At 66.0% G+C, this 16465-nt stretch carries 9 protein-coding genes and 1 pseudogene; 3 read left to right on the top strand and 7 right to left on the bottom strand.

Translation table 11 applies throughout. From position 1 onward, the window contains the following. Positions 1-72 precede the first annotated feature (72 nt). Positions 73-550: pseudogene (locus tag ACFSXZ_RS41270) on the top strand (IS701 family transposase); the annotation flags it as partial. A 248-nt stretch (positions 551-798) separates the two neighbouring features. Here the strand turns inward: ACFSXZ_RS41270 and ACFSXZ_RS11395 are convergent. From ACFSXZ_RS11395 to ACFSXZ_RS11370, 6 genes are all read right to left on the bottom strand, one after another. Beyond that, entirely contained in the window at positions 799-1536 is a 738-nt protein-coding gene (locus tag ACFSXZ_RS11395; RefSeq protein WP_378264164.1) for an SDR family oxidoreductase, read from the bottom strand. Positions 1537-1567: 31 nt separating this feature from the next. Then, positions 1568-2764: a serine hydrolase domain-containing protein gene (locus ACFSXZ_RS11390; RefSeq protein WP_378264162.1), complete on the bottom strand. Its 1197-nt coding sequence runs from the start codon at positions 2762-2764 to the stop codon at positions 1568-1570. A 49-nt stretch (positions 2765-2813) separates the two neighbouring features. After that, positions 2814-4364, bottom strand: a complete 1551-nt coding sequence (locus ACFSXZ_RS11385) for a class I adenylate-forming enzyme family protein (protein WP_378264160.1) — start codon at positions 4362-4364, stop codon at positions 2814-2816. Further along, the gene (locus ACFSXZ_RS11380; RefSeq protein WP_378264158.1) at positions 4358-5173 is read right to left on the bottom strand and encodes an SDR family NAD(P)-dependent oxidoreductase; all 816 of its coding nucleotides are present in this window, start codon (positions 5171-5173) and stop codon (positions 4358-4360) included. Before ACFSXZ_RS11380 ends, ACFSXZ_RS11385 begins: the two co-directional genes overlap by 7 nt. A 61-nt stretch (positions 5174-5234) precedes the next feature. Continuing rightward, positions 5235-6515, bottom strand: coding sequence for a thiolase family protein (locus tag ACFSXZ_RS11375; protein WP_378264156.1), 1281 nt, complete (start codon positions 6513-6515; stop codon positions 5235-5237). Position 6516: 1 nt separating this feature from the next. Next, the gene (locus ACFSXZ_RS11370; protein ID WP_378264154.1) at positions 6517-7929 is read right to left on the bottom strand and encodes an MFS transporter; all 1413 of its coding nucleotides are present in this window, start codon (positions 7927-7929) and stop codon (positions 6517-6519) included. Positions 7930-8023: 94 nt separating this feature from the next. Between ACFSXZ_RS11370 and ACFSXZ_RS11365 the strand changes: the two genes are divergently transcribed. Continuing rightward, entirely contained in the window at positions 8024-9175 is a 1152-nt protein-coding gene (locus ACFSXZ_RS11365; RefSeq protein ID WP_378264152.1) for a PucR family transcriptional regulator, read from the top strand. Positions 9176-9311: 136 nt separating this feature from the next. Here the strand turns inward: ACFSXZ_RS11365 and ACFSXZ_RS11360 are convergent, their stop codons facing one another. Beyond that, positions 9312-11483 (bottom strand): DUF6351 family protein, encoded by a 2172-nt coding sequence (locus tag ACFSXZ_RS11360; protein WP_378264150.1) that lies wholly within the window; start codon positions 11481-11483, stop codon positions 9312-9314. Positions 11484-12433: 950 nt separating this feature from the next. Between ACFSXZ_RS11360 and ACFSXZ_RS11355 the strand changes: the two genes are divergently transcribed. Further along, positions 12434-16426, top strand: coding sequence for a hypothetical protein (locus tag ACFSXZ_RS11355; RefSeq protein ID WP_378264148.1), 3993 nt, complete (start codon positions 12434-12436; stop codon positions 16424-16426). Positions 16427-16465: the final 39 nt, after the last annotated feature.

Raw genomic sequence — 16465 nt, 5'->3', positions numbered from 1 at the left:
TGAGTTCGTAGAGGCGGGCTTGGAGTTCGGCGGGCGCATCATTCACCGGGCGGGGTCGCCCGGTGAATGATGCGCCCGCCGAAGTCGCGCTACCCCGACCAGGCGGTCACCCTGCGGGGCCTGGCCTTGGCCGCGGGGCGTGGCGCCTGCCGCCTGGTCACCTGGTGACGGGGCAGCAAGAAAACCAAGAACAACCCGACCGCGGCGATACGCTCGCGCTTCCTGGCCATCCGCGTGCGCCCCGCCGACCGGCACATTCCCCGCGCCGCTGACGGTAGCCTGCCTGACGAGTGGCTGATCGCCGAACGGCCGCCAAACCAGTCCGAACCCATCGAGTACTGGCTGACCACTATGGACAGCCAGTACCCCGCTCAAGCCTCTCGTGAGGCTGGCCAAGATCCGCCGGCGCATCGAGCACGATTACCGCGAACTCAAAACCGGTCTCGGCCTGGACCACTTCGAAGGACGCGGCTTCACCGGCTGGCATTGCCATGTCACCCTCACCGTCCTCGCTCAGGCGTTCTGCACCCTGCTGCGCCTGGACCCAAAGCGGATGCGCCAGCCTGAGCGTCTACGCAGCCCATCGCGAACTGCAACAACTCCTCGTGCTTATGGCCGCTTGCCATGTCGGTCGACGACCTTTCCCTTGGCCCACAACGACCGCAGAACGGCGAAGCCGACATCCGCTCGTGGATCAAGGAATGGAACGACGATCCCAAGCCTCATCCGGACCAAGACCGCGGCGGAGATCCTCGGGTCACTCGCGTCCTTCTGCCGACGAATTTCTGACGCAGGACACTAGTTTTGCGTCGTTGGCCGGATGACGATGTCGCCTATTTCCACGTCGTCGGGCTGTTCGATCGCGAACGCGACGGCACGGGCGACCGCCTCCGGCGCGATGCCGGTTGCCATCCGTTCCTGCGCGAGCTTCCTGATCTCGGGATCGGTGACGTAGTCGACGAGTTCGGTGCGGACGAGGCCCGGGGAGACCGAGGTGGTGCGCAGGACGCCGTCGGTGGACTCCTGACGCAGCGCCTCCAGCAGTGTCCGGACCGCGTTCTTGGTGCCGGCGTAGACGGCCTGCATCGGAACGATCTTGAGACCCGATGTCGACACGGTGGTCACCAGGTGCCCACGCCCTTGCCGGCGGAACACCGGGAGAGCGGCCGCGATTCCGTAGAGCACACTGCGCAGATTCGCGTCGATCATGGCATCCCAACTGTCGACGTCGAGTTCGGCGATCGGGGCGGTCCGGGCGATGCCGGCGTTGCTGACGAGGACGTCCAGTCGTTCGAACCGGTCGAGCGCCGTGGTGACCAGTCGCTCGAGGTCGGAGCGCTGGGTGACGTCCACAGTCACCGCCTTGGCGCGCCCTCCGGCCGCGTGGATCCGTTCGACGAGCGCGTCGAGCCGGTCGGTGCGCCGGGCACCGATCACCACCGCCGCGCCGCGTGCCGCGAGTTCCAACGCGATTGCCGCGCCGATACCGCTGCTGGCCCCGGTGATGGCCACGACCTTGCCGTCGATTCCGGTCATGAAATGTCTTCTCCTGTTCCTCGTGTTCTTCTTACCGGTGTGAGAGGGCGTCGTAGGACGCCGCGACGAGCAGCCGCCCCAGCGGCGATTCGTCGGAGGGATGTGAGCGCACGAAGCCGAATCCGGTCTTGGCCTCGACGTCGGCGAACCCGATCTGCCCACCCCAACCGGGGAAACCGAAGGCGTCGCCGTGCGGTGCGGGAACCCAACTCCTCGTGGGCTCGGCCAGGTTGGGTCGGGCGAAGCCGAGCGCCCAGGCGGTCTCGTAACCCCAGACGACATCGGTGCCGCGACGACGTTCGGCCGTCGCGTCCGCCACGGCCGCGGCGGAGACGATGCGAGTGCCGCCGAGGACGCCGCCGAGCGCCAACGCCCCGTACATCTGCGCGAGTGCGCGTGCCGTACCGGTGGCGTTCGAGCCGCCGAGTTCGAGGGCGAGGATGTCCGGGCGGTTGAAGAACTGGTCGGCCCGGGTGAGCATGTTCTCGCCGTCGACGGTGAGGAGCATCCGGGCCAGCAACGGATAATTCGTCGGGTCGCCGGCGGCGTCGGCCGGCGTCGCCGAGGGCATGGCCGGCCGGATCCGCGCGACGGACCCCTGTTCGGCGACGGGCGTGCCGAGCGACATCTCCAGGTTCAGCGGCGCCGCGAGGTCGTCCCGGACGACGGCGCCGAGCGACTTCCCGGCTGCTCGACGTACCAGTTCGCCGAGCAGCCACCCCAGGGTGAGCCCGTGGTAGGCGTGTGCCGTACCCGGTACCCACTCGGGCTCGCCGATCTCCAGTTGCCGCAGGATCGCGCCGGTCTCGGCCCAGCCGTCGCCGTTGGCGGACACGATCCGCTCGTAGCCGGGAAAATCGAGGAGCCCGATCGAGTGGGTCATCAGCTGTTCGACCGTGCTGTCCTCCTTTCCCGCCTTCGCGAACTCGGGCCAGTAGTGGGCGACACGCTTGTCCGGATCGAGCAGACCGACATCCATCAGGTGGGCGAACGCCGCGGCCGTGACCCCCTTCGTCGCCGACATGTACACCCCGCGTGTGTCGCGCGACCATCGCCCTTGACCGGACGTCCCGGCCCACAGGTCCACGACCGTGCGGCCGTCGTGAACGACCGAGAACGCAGCGCCACCGGCGCCCAGTTCGCCGAGGTTGCTCGCGAATACGTCCCGCACCGGCTCAAATCCGGTTTCGCATTTCCCCTCGACCCGATCCACAGTCTGTTCCGACATTTCCGTTCTCGTTTCTCTGCTTGGTGGTGCGACGACGTGCACGGCGCGGCTAGCGACCTGGCGTGGAGTATCGCTCCCGCAGCTCACGCTTGAGGATTTTGCCGTAGGCATTACGAGGTAGTTCGGCCACCCAAATGATGCGTTTCGGGATCCGATAGCCCGGAAGTTTGCGACGGCATGCCTCGATGATCTGGTCGTCGGCCGGCGGCCGGCCGTCCGGCACGAGCACGGCGGTCACCGCCTCGCCCCAGATCCGGTCCGGCGTACCGATGACGGCGGCATCGCCTATCCGCGAGATCGTCAGCAGGACCTCCTCGACCTCACGGGCGTACACATTGGACCCACCGGTGACGATCATGTCTTTCAGCCGATCGACGACATGGAGGTATCCGTCCTCGTCGAGGTGACCGATGTCGCCGGTATGCAGCCAGCCGTCGGCCAGTGTCGCCGCCGTTTCCTTCGCACGGCCCCAGTAGCCGGCCATCATCTGTGGTGCCCTCGCGACGACCTCACCGTCGCTGCCCGGCGGTAGCGGGGTACCATCTGGGTCCACAATAGACAGTTCCACCCCGGGCAGTACGCGACCGGCCGAGCGAATCACCGGCGAGTCCGGGTTCCGTAACGCGCGCAGGTGGTCGGCACTGTCGAGCACAGTGAGGAACATCGGCGACTCCATCTGGGCGAACGACTGCACCACGTGGCCGTCGAAAGCCGCGGTCGCCTCGCGCAGAGTGCTCTGGTCGATCGGCGAACCGGCGTAGTACAACCACCGAAAGCCTTCGCGTATCTGCCAGTCTTCGTCCAGTTCGTCGAGGAACATCCGGATCATGGACGGGACCAGGAAAAGACCGGTCACCTTCGCCGAGTGCAGGAGTCGAGCGGTGCGAGCAGCGTCGTAGGAGCCGCACAGCAGGTTGTGCCCGCCGGCGGCGAGCGTCGGCAAGAGCATGAATCCGGCGCCGTGTGTGAGCGGGGCGACGTGCAGGACCACGTCGTCACTGGCGAACCCGAGCACCGACATCGCTGTCGCCGCCACCGCGCGCCAAGAGCGGTGGGTGAGCATGACAGCCTTGGGCGCACCGGTGGTGCCACTCGTGTACATCAGGGACAACAGGCCGCCTTCCGGTGGCTCGGCGGGCTCGTCGATCGGCCCTGCCCGCAGCGGATCGAGACCGCCGTCGGTGTCCACCAGCACCACACGCAGGCCAGGCACTTCCCGGAGCGTCGGCGCGGCGTCTAGGTGTCCGGCCTCAGTGACGAGGAGCCGGCTTCCCGAATCGACGAGCATGTGCCGGAAGTCGTCCTCGCGCAACCGGACGTTGAAGGGGACGACGACCGCGCCCACGGCCGCGACCGCTAGGAAGGTCTCCACGAACTCCACGGAGTTCCGCAGAAGCACCGCAACACGGTCCCCCGCCCGGATGCCCGCGTCACGCAGGCCTCCGGCGAGGCCGGCGACACGTGCCGTCAGTTCCCCGTAGCTGAGGGTCCGGGCACCTTCCGGCGAGTCGAGGTCCGTCAGGCACGGCCGGTCAGGGTGCCGGCGAGCATGGCGCCACAACAGCTGTGCGACGTTGTCGTCGGGGTCACCGGTCAGCATTTGGCGGTCAATCCTCCGTCCACCACGAGCTGCGTGCCCGTGACGTATTTGGCGTCGTCCGAGGCCAGGAACAGCGCGGCGTGCGCGACGTCCCAGGCCTCGCCCATCCGTCCCATCGGGACTTGTTCGTTCCGGACCCGGCGTAATTCCTCGAGTTCGTCGTCGCCATAGGCACCGCGCAACGAACCGGCGACCATGGGCGTGTCGATCAGCCCGGGCACAACGGTGTTGACGCGGATCCCCCGCGCCGCGTACTCCACAGCCGTGGTCACAGTGAGCTGGAGCAGGCCCGCCTTCGAGGCCGCGTAGCTTGCGTAAGGGACGCCGAGGTACCGCATCCCGGCCGCCGAGGAGACGTTGACGATGCTGCCTCCCCCGGAGGACAGCATGGCGGGAATAGCCGCCTTACAGGTCAGGTAGGTTCCGGTGAGGTTGGTGTCGATCACGGCATGCCAATCATCCAGCGACTGGTCGACGACACCGCCCTGGCGGAGAATCCCGACGTTGTTGTGCAGGATGTCGAGCCGGCCATGGACTTCGGTGGCAGCGGCCACCATCTCCTCACACGACTCCGGCCGGGTGACATCGCCGACGACGGCGATCGCTGTGGAACCTTCGCGCTCGATCAGGGCGACTGTCTCGGCCACGGCAGCGGCATCCCGGTCGACGGCGACGACGTGCGCGCCTTCGCGGGCGAAGAGCACGGCCGCCGCTTTGCCGTTGCCCCAACCGGGGCCGGAGGAGCCGGCCCCGACGACAAGCGCCACTTTTCCGCTGAGCCGGCCACTGGCCTCGTGCGCGCCTGTCATGCGCGTTCCTCCGCGATGTCGCTGTAAGCACCTTGACAGCCGCGAGTCGGCCCAAGCGGTGTCATGCGGAACGCTCCAGAATGGACACCGCGCACGTGGCCTCCTCCAGGCCGATGACCCCTCCGCCGTTTTCGGCCAGCCCGATACGCGCATTGGCGACCTGGCGCGTGCCCGCTTCACCGCGAAGCTGGCGGGTCAACTCGTAGATCATGGACAACCCGGTGGCCCCGACGGGATGGCCTTTGGAAACCAGGCCACCCGAAGTGTTCACTGGTACGACGCCGTAGGGTCCGGTGGCTCCGTCCGCGACGAACGCGCCACCCTGCCCCGGCCGGCAGAAACCGAGCATCTCGACCTGGAGAATCTCGCCGAACGACGTGGCGTCGTGCACCTCGGCGACGTCCACGTCGGCCGGTTTCAGCCCTGCCCGGGCGTAGGCCCGAGCCGCCGCCTCATGGCTGAGGGTCGGGTCGGAGGACGCACGCAGGTAGGTTCCACCGGCGGCAGCGGTCGCCCGGACTCGGACCGCACGCTCCCGCACGGCCGGGGATTGACGCTCGAGCCAATCGCCCGAGCACACCAGCGCGGCCGCCGCGCCATCGCTGATCGGAGAGCACATCGACCGGGTCAGGGGATAGGAGATCTCGCGATCGTTCAGCACCGCGTCAGGGGTAGTGGTGAAGCGATATTGCGCCAGCGGATTCTGTGCCCCGTAGTTGTGGTTCTTGGCGCTGCCGACGGCGATCTGCTCGCGGGTCGTGCCGAACTCCTTCATGTGCAGAAGCGCCTGGGTGGCATAGGTGTCCATGAACATGCTGCGGTCGGGGCCGAACTCGATGGTCCGGCCGACCTCGCCTGCCGCGATGCGATAGGTATCGAGCAACCGTTCGTGGCTGAGGTTGTCGGCACAACCGGCCAGCAGGCTCATCGGTGTCGGTCTGTCCGCCCCGGCCGCTGCCGGAAGGACAAGTTTCTCCACGCCCAGCGCGAGTGACAGCTCCGCTTCCCCACTCCGGATGTCCTTCACCGCGCCGTGAAACGCCAGGGATCCCGTCGCACACGCGGCTTCGACATTCGTCACGGGGAGTCGCCGGGGAAGTCTGCCCTCGTCCATCAGATCGACGAGAACCATCTGCCCCCGGACGTTGGGCTGTCCCCAGGCGTGCATGAAGCAGTTGCCGAACCACAGCGTGTCGAGCTCGCCGCCGATCGCCGCCCCGGCATCCGGGCCGGCGTCCGCGGCGATGAGATCCACCACCTGCCGGGCGAGTTCCCGGAATCCCAGGTCGGCATGCTTGCCGAACGGCGTACACCCGACAGCCACGATGTAGACCTCGCGCACCTCAGGCTCCTTCCTCCGGTTTGCGGAGCGCGGCCACGGCGATCACGGCGATGACGGCGACGCAGACGAGATACCAGGCCGGCGTCCGGATGTTCTTCGTGCTGCTGACCAGGAATGTCGCGATGAACGGCGCGGTCCCGCCGAACAGCGCCGCCGACAGGTTGTACCCGACCGATACGCCACTCGAGCGCAGCTTGGCCGGGAACACCTCGGCCATCGTGGTCACCGACGTCGAGATGAAGGCGGCGAGCAGTACCGCCAGCAGAGCATGCCCGGCGATCACGGCGATCACGGTCCTGGTCGAGATCAGCAGGAAAATCGGGTAACCGCAGACCGCGGTCGCCACGGCCACCGGCAGCAACACCGCTCGCCTGCCGACCCGGTCCGCCACGGTGGCCACCACCGGGAGCGTCACCAGCGCGACAGCACCGGCGGTCAAGGTCGACGCGAGCGCCAAGGCCGACCCGAGACGCAGGACCGAAGCGATATAGGTCGTCATGTACGACATCACGATGTAGAAAGCCGTGGCGTGGAGGGCTCCGATGCCCGCGGTGACCGCCAAGGTGCGCGGCAGTTTGAACGTCTCCCGCAGCGGCGTGCGAGACAACGCGTCACGGGCGCGCAGAGCCCGGAATTCCGGGGTGTCCTCCAGTTTCAGCCTGATGTACAACGCGATCGCCCCGAGCGGCGCCGCGACGAGGAACGGGATCCGCCAGCCCCACGCCGACATCGCGCCAGTGCCGGCCGCGGCGGCGAGCCCGGCCGCGATCCCGCTGCCGGCCATGAACCCGAGCACGGCGGAGAACATCATCCAGCTCGAGCCCCGCGCGCGTCGCCGCGGACCCGCGTATTCGACCATGAAGGTGCTGGCACTGCCGTACTCACCACCAGCCGACAGGGCCTGCAGGCAGCGCAGCAGCACGAGCAGCACAGGCGCGGCGACACCGATGGTGCGATAGTCGGGCAGCAACCCGACGACGGTCGTGGCGACCGCCATCACCACGAGTACCAGCACCATCACGCGCTTGCGGCCGACCCGATCGCCCAGCGGCCCGAAGATGAGCCCGCCCAGCGGGCGCACCAGGAACGTGAGACCGAAAACCGCGAAGCTGCTGAGCAGTTCCGTCGTGCTGTTCCCGGTGGGAAAAAAGCTCGCCCCGATGTAGGGGGCTACGAAACCGTAGACAGCGAAGTCGTACCACTCGACAGCGTTGCCGATCGTGGCACCGACAAAGGCTCGGCGTGCTCCATGCGTGCCGACGTGCGTCGACAGGCGGGAGCCGGGGGGTTCTACAGCGGTCATTGCGGCCCTGTTCCGGACATGGGTGTCCTCATTGACATGCGCGTTTCCGGTGTCCAGCGAGGAGATGCGGCGAAGGCGATCGTCGTCGATGCCGGCCTGCTGTGTTACCAAGTTTGGTCCGCCGGCAGGTGTGCCACAATGGATCGCGTTACCAGCCTGCCTCGCGCGTTTTGTAGCTGGGTACAAGAGGAAGGGTGGTGAAGTGGTGAGCAGTGAAGACCAGGAACTGGTCACCGTCGCGCTGCGGATGGAGCAGGCCACCCCACGGCTGGTCGACCAACAACTGACCGCGCTGCGGCGATTCCACTCGTACCGGCGGGTCCCCGAGGAGGACCTGCGGCGATCGTGCGAGCGCAACGTGGTCCGCGTCGTCACGAGCCTGCGGGGGGCTGCCCGGCTGCCACCGGAGATCATCGAGGACGAGCGACAGAGCGGCCGACGTCGCGCGCTGCAGGGTATCCCGTCCGACGACGTAGTCGAGGCGTACCGTGCCGTGCTGGGACTCCTCCGCGACGAATTCCTCGCGGAAGCGGCGAAGATGAGCATTCCGCTGGAATCCGTGCTTCTGGGGACACGGAGACTGTGGGAACTGACCGACCGGTTCAGCAGCGAACTCGTGTCGGCCCGGCATCAGGTCGACCTCGATCTCGTACGCCGGGAGGAACGGGAGCGCCTCACCTTTTTGCACAACGTCCTCGCCGGAACCCTTCGGGAGAACGAGTTGGTCGAGGGAGGCTCCGCCTACGGGATCCGGCCGGGGCGACAATATTGGGTGCTGCGGGGCAGATCCGTGCACGGCGGCACGACGGAAGAACTCGTCCCCAGGCTCACCCGCGCGACGGCCTCCCGGGCACTCGCTCCCCTCCTCGGAATTGTGGGTGGCGATGTCGCGGGCGTGATCGGTCAACGGCCGGACCATGTTCCGTCCAACGCCCTCGTGGCGGTCGACGGCCCGGTCACCGCGAGCGAACTGCACCGGAGCTTCGTCGATGCGACGAACCTGCTCGACATCGCCGTCCAGTACGAGATGCACGGCCTGGTCGAGGTGGCGGATATGCCGATGCGCATCGCTGTGGCGCAGAATGACCGGCTGGGGCGAACCCTTTACGACAAGTACATCGCACCGGTCCTCGCCGAATCCGGGATCGGCGAGACCGTGGTCGACTCCGTGCGAGCATATCTCGACGGACGACGTTCCATTCCGGTCGCCGCCCGAACGCTCAACGTGCACGTCAACACGCTTCGATACCGCCTGGAACGCTTCGAAAGCATGACTGGAGCCGACTTGGGAGACACCGTCACCATCCTGGAAGTGTGGTGGGCGCTGCAGTACACGCTCATTTCCACGGAGAGGTAGCCGCTCGCACTTTTGCCCGAGGTCGTTTCATCGCGCAGCCGCACAAAAAGCTTGCCTTGTCGTAGAGATGCGCATCTTGTCCACGACCCAGGGTTGGCGACCGTGGACAAGATGCGCGTCGAGGGAGGGGCTTCTGCTATGCCCGGGTGGAGCGCGGCGGGTCGCCGAGTGGCCGGCCCCCTGGACCGTCGCGGAAGGTGAGCCAGGGCTGGGCGAGCTGATAACCGACGCTGGGCTTGCCATAGTCACAGACACCGTCGGGGAAGGTGCGCTGCAGCCGCCGCCATTGGTCGTCAGTGAACTTCACCCGATAGTCGCTGCGCCCGAGCGGCTTGATCTGGCATTTCAGGACGTCGTCGCTGAGTGGGCCACCCGCGACCATGCGAGGATTGCCGATATTCGGCATCTCCTTGGCGCACTTCTGCTGGTCGGTGGTCGCGACGCCGTTGATCCAGCACGTGTCGACCGCGTCGGCCGGTTTGTCCGCGACGACCTTGGCCGCCAGCGGTTTGCCCGATTCGTCGGCTTCGATGGCCGTCAACCAGCGATCCATCGTGGCGAACGCTTTCTCAGTGAGCGCGGTATGCTCCTTCTGTCCGTCCGCGCCCGCTCCGGTAAAGGGATCGAAGGGTGTGCCGGACTTCCAGATGACTTGGTTGTCGGCGTTACCGTTGACCTTGATGAGGCGCCGGCGCACGGCGTCCGAGCGCCAGGCCGGGTGCCCCGCCTGGTCCATGTTCACCCGGTAGTCGATGATCGGCACCGTCGCGAGATGGGCGCCCGAGGTCGAGAACGTCCGGTAGGCGGAGCTGAGCGCGGCCGGGTCGGCAGTGCTGCGCGAGCGGGTCCAATTCATGTCGATGTCGTAGCCGCCGACCTGTTCGTTGAGCGCGACGAACTGCTCGGGCGTGATCTTCCCGGACTCGACGGCTTCGAGACCGTACTGGACACCGACATTGTCGACCGGCCGGTTGGCGAAGCCGTGGCCGATCCGGTGTTCCACAGGCCCCCACGACCGCTTGTCGCGCTCGCCGTAGATGGAAACCTGCTGGTCCCAGAAGGTGCAGCGGGTTCCGTCGGGATTACGGCGCGGGTCGTACACCCAGTCCGGCTCGACTCCCGTGGGGCCCGTGGTGCAGCCGATTCGGGGATCATTGATCATTCTGGCGTACTGGCCGCCCTTCCACTTGCCGCAGTTGGCCCCGGATCCGCCCATCACGGCCTCGCGGTCGTCCGCGCTCCACGAGCCCGGGTCCCGGTTCCAGAAATTGTCGAACAGCGAGCAGTCGACGGTTTCGGAGTCGAAGGCCAGCCAATCTTCGTACCCGCAGGAAGGAAGAATTCCGTCGAGCAGTCCGGGATATGTGTCGGAGATGACATGTTGCTGGACCGAGCCGCCGGAGCACCCGGTGCTCATGGTGTAGCGAATTTCGCCGAATTCCTCGGCGATGCGTTCCTTGGCCATCATGAGTGCTTCCGCGGAGACGACGGTGTTGGTGTTCTGGCCGCCCACCCCCAGGGTCGAGGTGGCAACGGCGAACCCACGCGACAACGCGAAGTCAGGTATAAAGGAATAACTGCCTTGGCCGGTGGTACCTGCCACGACACCTTGGCGATACATGGCGGCGGCGCCGCCTTGGAAGATGTAGTAGAGCTTGCGGTTCCAGCCTTCGGGCCCCGCCCAAGGCTTGGGCTCGGTGCGGGGGTCGGAGATCACGGAGATCTGGTACATCCCGCGGTTCGCGGTGCCGGTTTCCCGGCGCACGATGTAGGGCACCGTCTTGCCCTGGTCCGTGGTCGTAGTGGTGACATCCGTCGGGGGGTTGTGGACGTCGTAGGGAAGCAGCGCTCCGCCTTGGGCACTTGTGGACTTGTAGAGGTAGTCCACTTTGGTCGGTGCGTCGCACTGCGCGTCCTGAGCGGGGCCGAGGCCGGCTTTCTCGGTTTCGCACACCCACGGTGTGACCTGTGGTCCGGACAGCACCGGCCCGCCGATTGGGTGATTGGTGACGGCGATGGTGGCTTGCCGATCCCCGAGGCTTGCCGTGAGCCGGTTCTCGCCGTTCTTCAGCCCGGTGACCAAGCCGAGATAACGACCGTCCGCGCGGACCGCGAACTCGGACGTGACGTCGCGCCGATCGATGTTCACCCGGATATCGTCGGCGTCGGTGTGCGGCGGCCGCGCGACCTCGACGAGCGCGTCGCCACCGGTGATCAGGTCAGCTCGGTTGGACAGCACCCGGATGTCGAGCGACCCGGGAGCGATGACGGCGCCGGCGACTGCGACGCCCGCCATTGTCGTCGCCATGAGGCCGACGATCGCCAGAATGGGTGCGCGGAGCCACCTTCGTTGACGGGCGGAGGATGCGCGTGCGCGACGGGTATTCACATGTAATTCCTTTCATGCCAGGAAATAATCTCTGCGAGCCCGCTTGCGGGTTGTCGTTCGAGGACGTTTTCGTAAGCGCTTCTTGATAGTGGACGGTGCCTGGACGGCAAACGGCTCCGCTTAACAGCTCTCATCGGTACCTCCGGGTTCCGTTTTGGCAGGCTCATTGGGTTCACTTTCCTTCGCGTAAGCCGCACCCAGGATGAAACCAGGAGAGTGACGACCGTCACCATGGCTGCCGCTCTAGGGTTTCTTGGAGATTTCTCCAAGGTGGTACCGGTGTAGCGGCCTCGATTCACCACGAGTCTTCACCGCTACACGAGGCGTTCCTACGTCAGGGACACCGGTTTGTTCGACTCGGTTGACCAGGTCGAGCCTGAGGTGGGCGCGTTCGCCCAGTTGCTGTTCAACCCAGCCGATGGTCGAGGTGACGATCCCATCGGCCGTGGCCCTCACCCGACGATGAGTCGAAGTGTCGCCGGCATCCCGGTCCGCAGGCGCGGATCTGTCGGCGACCGCGGCGCGGCGTGACCCGAAAGCGCTCACCGATCGGGGTATCGATAGCGAGGCCCGGTTCTGGCACCATGATTCCCACAGCTTCGGATCGGATGCACAAGACCTGCGTGGGAGGACGTACGACGAGTCGGTACGGAGAAATCTTTCACACAGCATCACCCAGATAATCGTGGCAACCAACGTTCCGGTTATATCGGTGTTGTCGTGTATTTCCCGGAATTTACTCGCTTCAGCCCCAGGTGAGTTCCCGAATAGATCCGTCCTGCGCGGATCGTGGTGGTGACCGAAATCGAGCTCCCCGCTGCGCGTCGTGAGCCAGTGCGACCGAAATCCAACGACACGAGGAGTATGACGTGACCACTGGCACGACACAGCGGCGGGAAAAAGTCACCATCAGCGCCACCCGGATGAACAACCGACGGGATGGCTTCAAACAGGCCGAGCACCACGACCTGGTCCTTGAACGCATGGCGACGTTCGGCAACTCTCAGCGAGAGATTCCCCGGCGGATCGTGCTGCTGCACGATCCCCGTCACTCCGGCGACGACCAGCTCTATCTGGACCAACTGCCGATTCCGCGTGACGCGTGGAGTTATGACGCGCACGATCGGGTGCTCACCTGGCGGGGTGCCTTCGGTGGTGGCCACCTCCGGTTCAGCCATGACGGGTCGGGCGGGCACGGGAACATCGGTCCCGCCCACGATCTCTGTTCCGTGACCGCCGGCGCGCGGGCCCAGTTCAACTGCGATGTCGCCCTCGGCTGTGGGGCTTCCTACGAGACGTCGGGCGGCTCGGTCATCGGGCTGACCTGGGATCCCAGCTCCTCCGCCTGGAAGTCCGCCTCATGGATCGCCAATCGGCTGCAACTGACCTACACGGTGACGCCTGGTGGCCCGATAGCGCCGCCCACGTTCACGTTCGAGTTCCAGGACAACGTGACGCAGGCGATTCCCTGGGGTCCGGCGATGGGGTCCTTCGCAGCGGCGCTGCAACTCGGCGAGCAGGGCGGCACCATGGTCTGGCAGCTCAGTTTCAAGTCTTCGATTCCGCCCGAGGCCGACACCGGACCCAATCCGCCGACCGGGCCGGACACGGTCTATCCGTGGTGGTTGGAAGCCGTCGAGGACTCGGCCGCGGCGACCGTCAACGGCGTCCTGGAAATCGACAATGTCGCACCGAACGGCACCCTCGTCGGAATGCGAGGGGTGCGCGCGATTCCGGCTGCCGCCGGTTACTACCAGATCTCGCCGCGGACCGCGCCCTTCGCGGTGTTCGACGGAAAGCTGATCATTGGTGGAAAGCCGGTCCCAGGAGCCGTTCTGATCGGCAACCGCCTGTGCTGGAGTGACCTCGACCCGGTGCATCAGGAGCGTACGGGCCTGCCGGTGGGTGGAAGCATGCGGTTCACCCGTGACGGGTCGAGTGCGGCGATCGACGGTGGCGCCGTGCGGACAACCCGATTGAGTACGACGGCGGCGTTGTCCGCCATTTCCCGGCACAGCGACCTGCATCCCGAGATGCACCGAAAATCGCTCGAACTCACCGAGGTGCTCGGGGGTTCCTCGCTCGACATCTCCGGCCTCCTCGCGATGACGCCGTTCGGGCAGGATCACCAAGGCGCCTGGGGTGACCTCGTGCAAGCCGCCGTGACGCAGGATCTCAGCGACATCATGAACAGCTTCGTTCCGTCGACCATGTGGGACCTGCTCTTCCCCGGCACGCCGCAACCGACCCTCACCGGGGAGTTGGCCACTGTGGCCAACAGCCCGGTAGAGGGAGTGCCCAATCCGTCCGCGTGGTACGCGTCGCTGGCGACGGCGGTCATGACCCAGGGACTGTCGGCCGGATCGGATCCCAACTGCGCCTACCTCAACGGTCCGCGGGCGGCGGCATGGCTGAAGACACAGGTGGCCACGTCGAAGGTCTACTACACGCACGGGCAGGAACTGTTCAAGTACCGTTGGCAGCAACACTCCCCGATGACGGCGCAGTACCTGACAGATCAGGTCACGAACGCCACGCAGTACCAGCCCGTGATCACGCAGACGGTCAAGCTCGCGGTCGCCGACATCAATGCCAATGTCATCGTCGACCCCACCTCACCCCCTGATCTCAAGGCAAATCTCATAGCCGACGTCCAGAACGCGGGTCAGTACGCGACCACCAACAACCTCTACTGGGCTTTCGCCTTCTACACCTACAACGTGGCGCCGGCGATCCTGGCCAACATCGCCCTGCAGATGTCGATCAACACGGGCTCGCGCGACGGCACCAGCCTCTCCCGGCTGTTCCAGCAGAACGTGGCGGTGCTGACCGCTCTGGATCCTTCGGGCTTCTTCGCGCAGCGGTACACGAACACGCTCAACACCTTCTTGGCCACCAATATCCTGCCGAGCATGTTCGGTTTCGTCGGCGACGCGACGAGCTTCGAGCTGATCAAGGAATACCTGCAGACCTTTGTCCAGAACAACATCAACAACGAAGACCAGCAGATCGCCGAGGCGGCCGCGCAGATCGCGACCATCCTGCAGGACAAGGACGCGGACCAGATACTGCACGACACGATCGAGGCCTTTCGGTCGATCTCCGGCGCGATCCAGGACGCGCTCGCCCTGCCCCTCGTCGCGACCAAGTTCGTCAGCTGGTTCTCCAGGACCTACCCGAGGTTCTCGGCCGTGAGCAACCTCTTCGGCTCGCTGCTGATCGGTGGGATCACGGGACTGGCCGTGTTCAATCTGTTCACCGAATTCAAGAGCTGGGACGAGCTGAGCGCCGCCGAACGGGCCAACCTCGTCGTCGACACCGTCCAGCTCGGCTTGCAAATCGTGGCAGCGGTCGTCAAACGAGGCGTCCGGATCTACGCGATCTTCGATGTGAGCGGGATGACCGCCACCCAGCGGACCGCGGCGGTGACCAAGATCATCCTTTCCGGCGAAGCCGATCAGCTCGATCAGGGTCTGGTCAAGATCGGGAATTCGACGGCCCGCTGGCTGGGCGACACCGAAGGCACCGTCGGCCGGTTCGCGGTCGGCGACGAGGGCGCCCTCACCGCTGTCCTCGTCATCGACACGAAAGCGGCGGCCCAGGAGGCATCCTGGGTCGCGAAAGTACTCGGGAAGAACCTCGATGAGTTCATCGCGACCCGCATCGGCCCGCTTTTCATCCTGGCCGGGATCGGCTTCAGCATCTATACCATCGCCAAGGGCGAATCCGGTATCGCCCTCGCCTCCGACATCCTGAACATCGTCGGAGGGTCACTGATGCTGCTCGCCACCTTGGGCGGCTGGGCGATCGCGGGTGGCCTGATCGCGGATGTGGGCTTCATGGCAACCATCATCGCCGGTGCGGGCCCGCTCGCCATTCTGGCGGCGCTGGCCGGCGTCGCTCTGATGCTTTACGAGCTTTTCGAGAAGCCGCCGGACCCGGTCGAACAGTTCGTCACGGACTATGCGAAACCGGCCGGATTCGTGGTCGGCGCCAGGGCCAGCAGTTTGGACTACGCCACGCCGTTCATCAATCCCGACCAGTCGAAACTGCTGATGATCGGGTTCTCGCTGTCGGCCGCCGGGAAAGCCCTCCGCGTGGACCCGGACGGCTCGATACAACTCGGCGCGGTGACGACTCTGCCGAACTGTGTGTGGCTGGCGTCGACCGATGGACTCGGCATGAGCACCGTGTGCACGGTGGCGCAGCCGGACGAGACGAAACCGCCCGTCGTGCTGTACCTGAGCATGATGAGCGACCACACGGTCTCGTTTCAGCCGCCGATGCCGCCGCCGAAAAGTCCTCCGGCCGTGACCACCGCGCCGACCGTCGTCACCCAGACCTGGCTCAGCTCCCCGCAGGGTCATGCCACGCTGGCCGGCGATGGAAAACACATGGTTTCCCTCCCGCTGCAATTCAGCCCGATACTGCCCGACAAGAAGGGAAACTACGCGCCCGGTCAGGCCTCGGGATGGCTGGCCGTGGCGGGGACGGGAGTTGTCGTATCGGACCAGGCGGGAACCACGTTCACACTCGCCATGTCGGGCATGTCACCGAACTTCATGAAAATGGTGGATCTGAACTTCATCCTGAACAGCACGCCGTCCACTCAGCAGACGTACGGTCCGACGTTCGGCATCGTTCCCAGCACCCCGGCGACCTATGACTGCGAAGGCGCCCCCCTGCCCCCGTTCCTCGGCTTCAGCAAACAGACCGGGGCGTTCACCCCCAATGGCCAGCAGGCAAGTCCGGCCTCCAAGGGGAACTACACCATCTCGGCGACGAACGCCTGCGGGACCGCCTCCGCGCCCTTCACCATCACTGTCGCGGCGCCGCCGCCTCCCCCGGGGGCACCGGCCTGAACACCGTGCATACCCAGCACCTACGCGCGGGGAGAGGCG

Origin of the sequence: Amycolatopsis pigmentata (assembly GCF_042684065.1) — a bacterium.
Classification (GTDB): domain Bacteria; phylum Actinomycetota; class Actinomycetes; order Mycobacteriales; family Pseudonocardiaceae; genus Amycolatopsis_E; species Amycolatopsis_E pigmentata.
The sequence above is the reverse complement of the archived record's forward strand: the minus strand, read 5'-3'. Positions and strand labels throughout refer to the sequence as shown.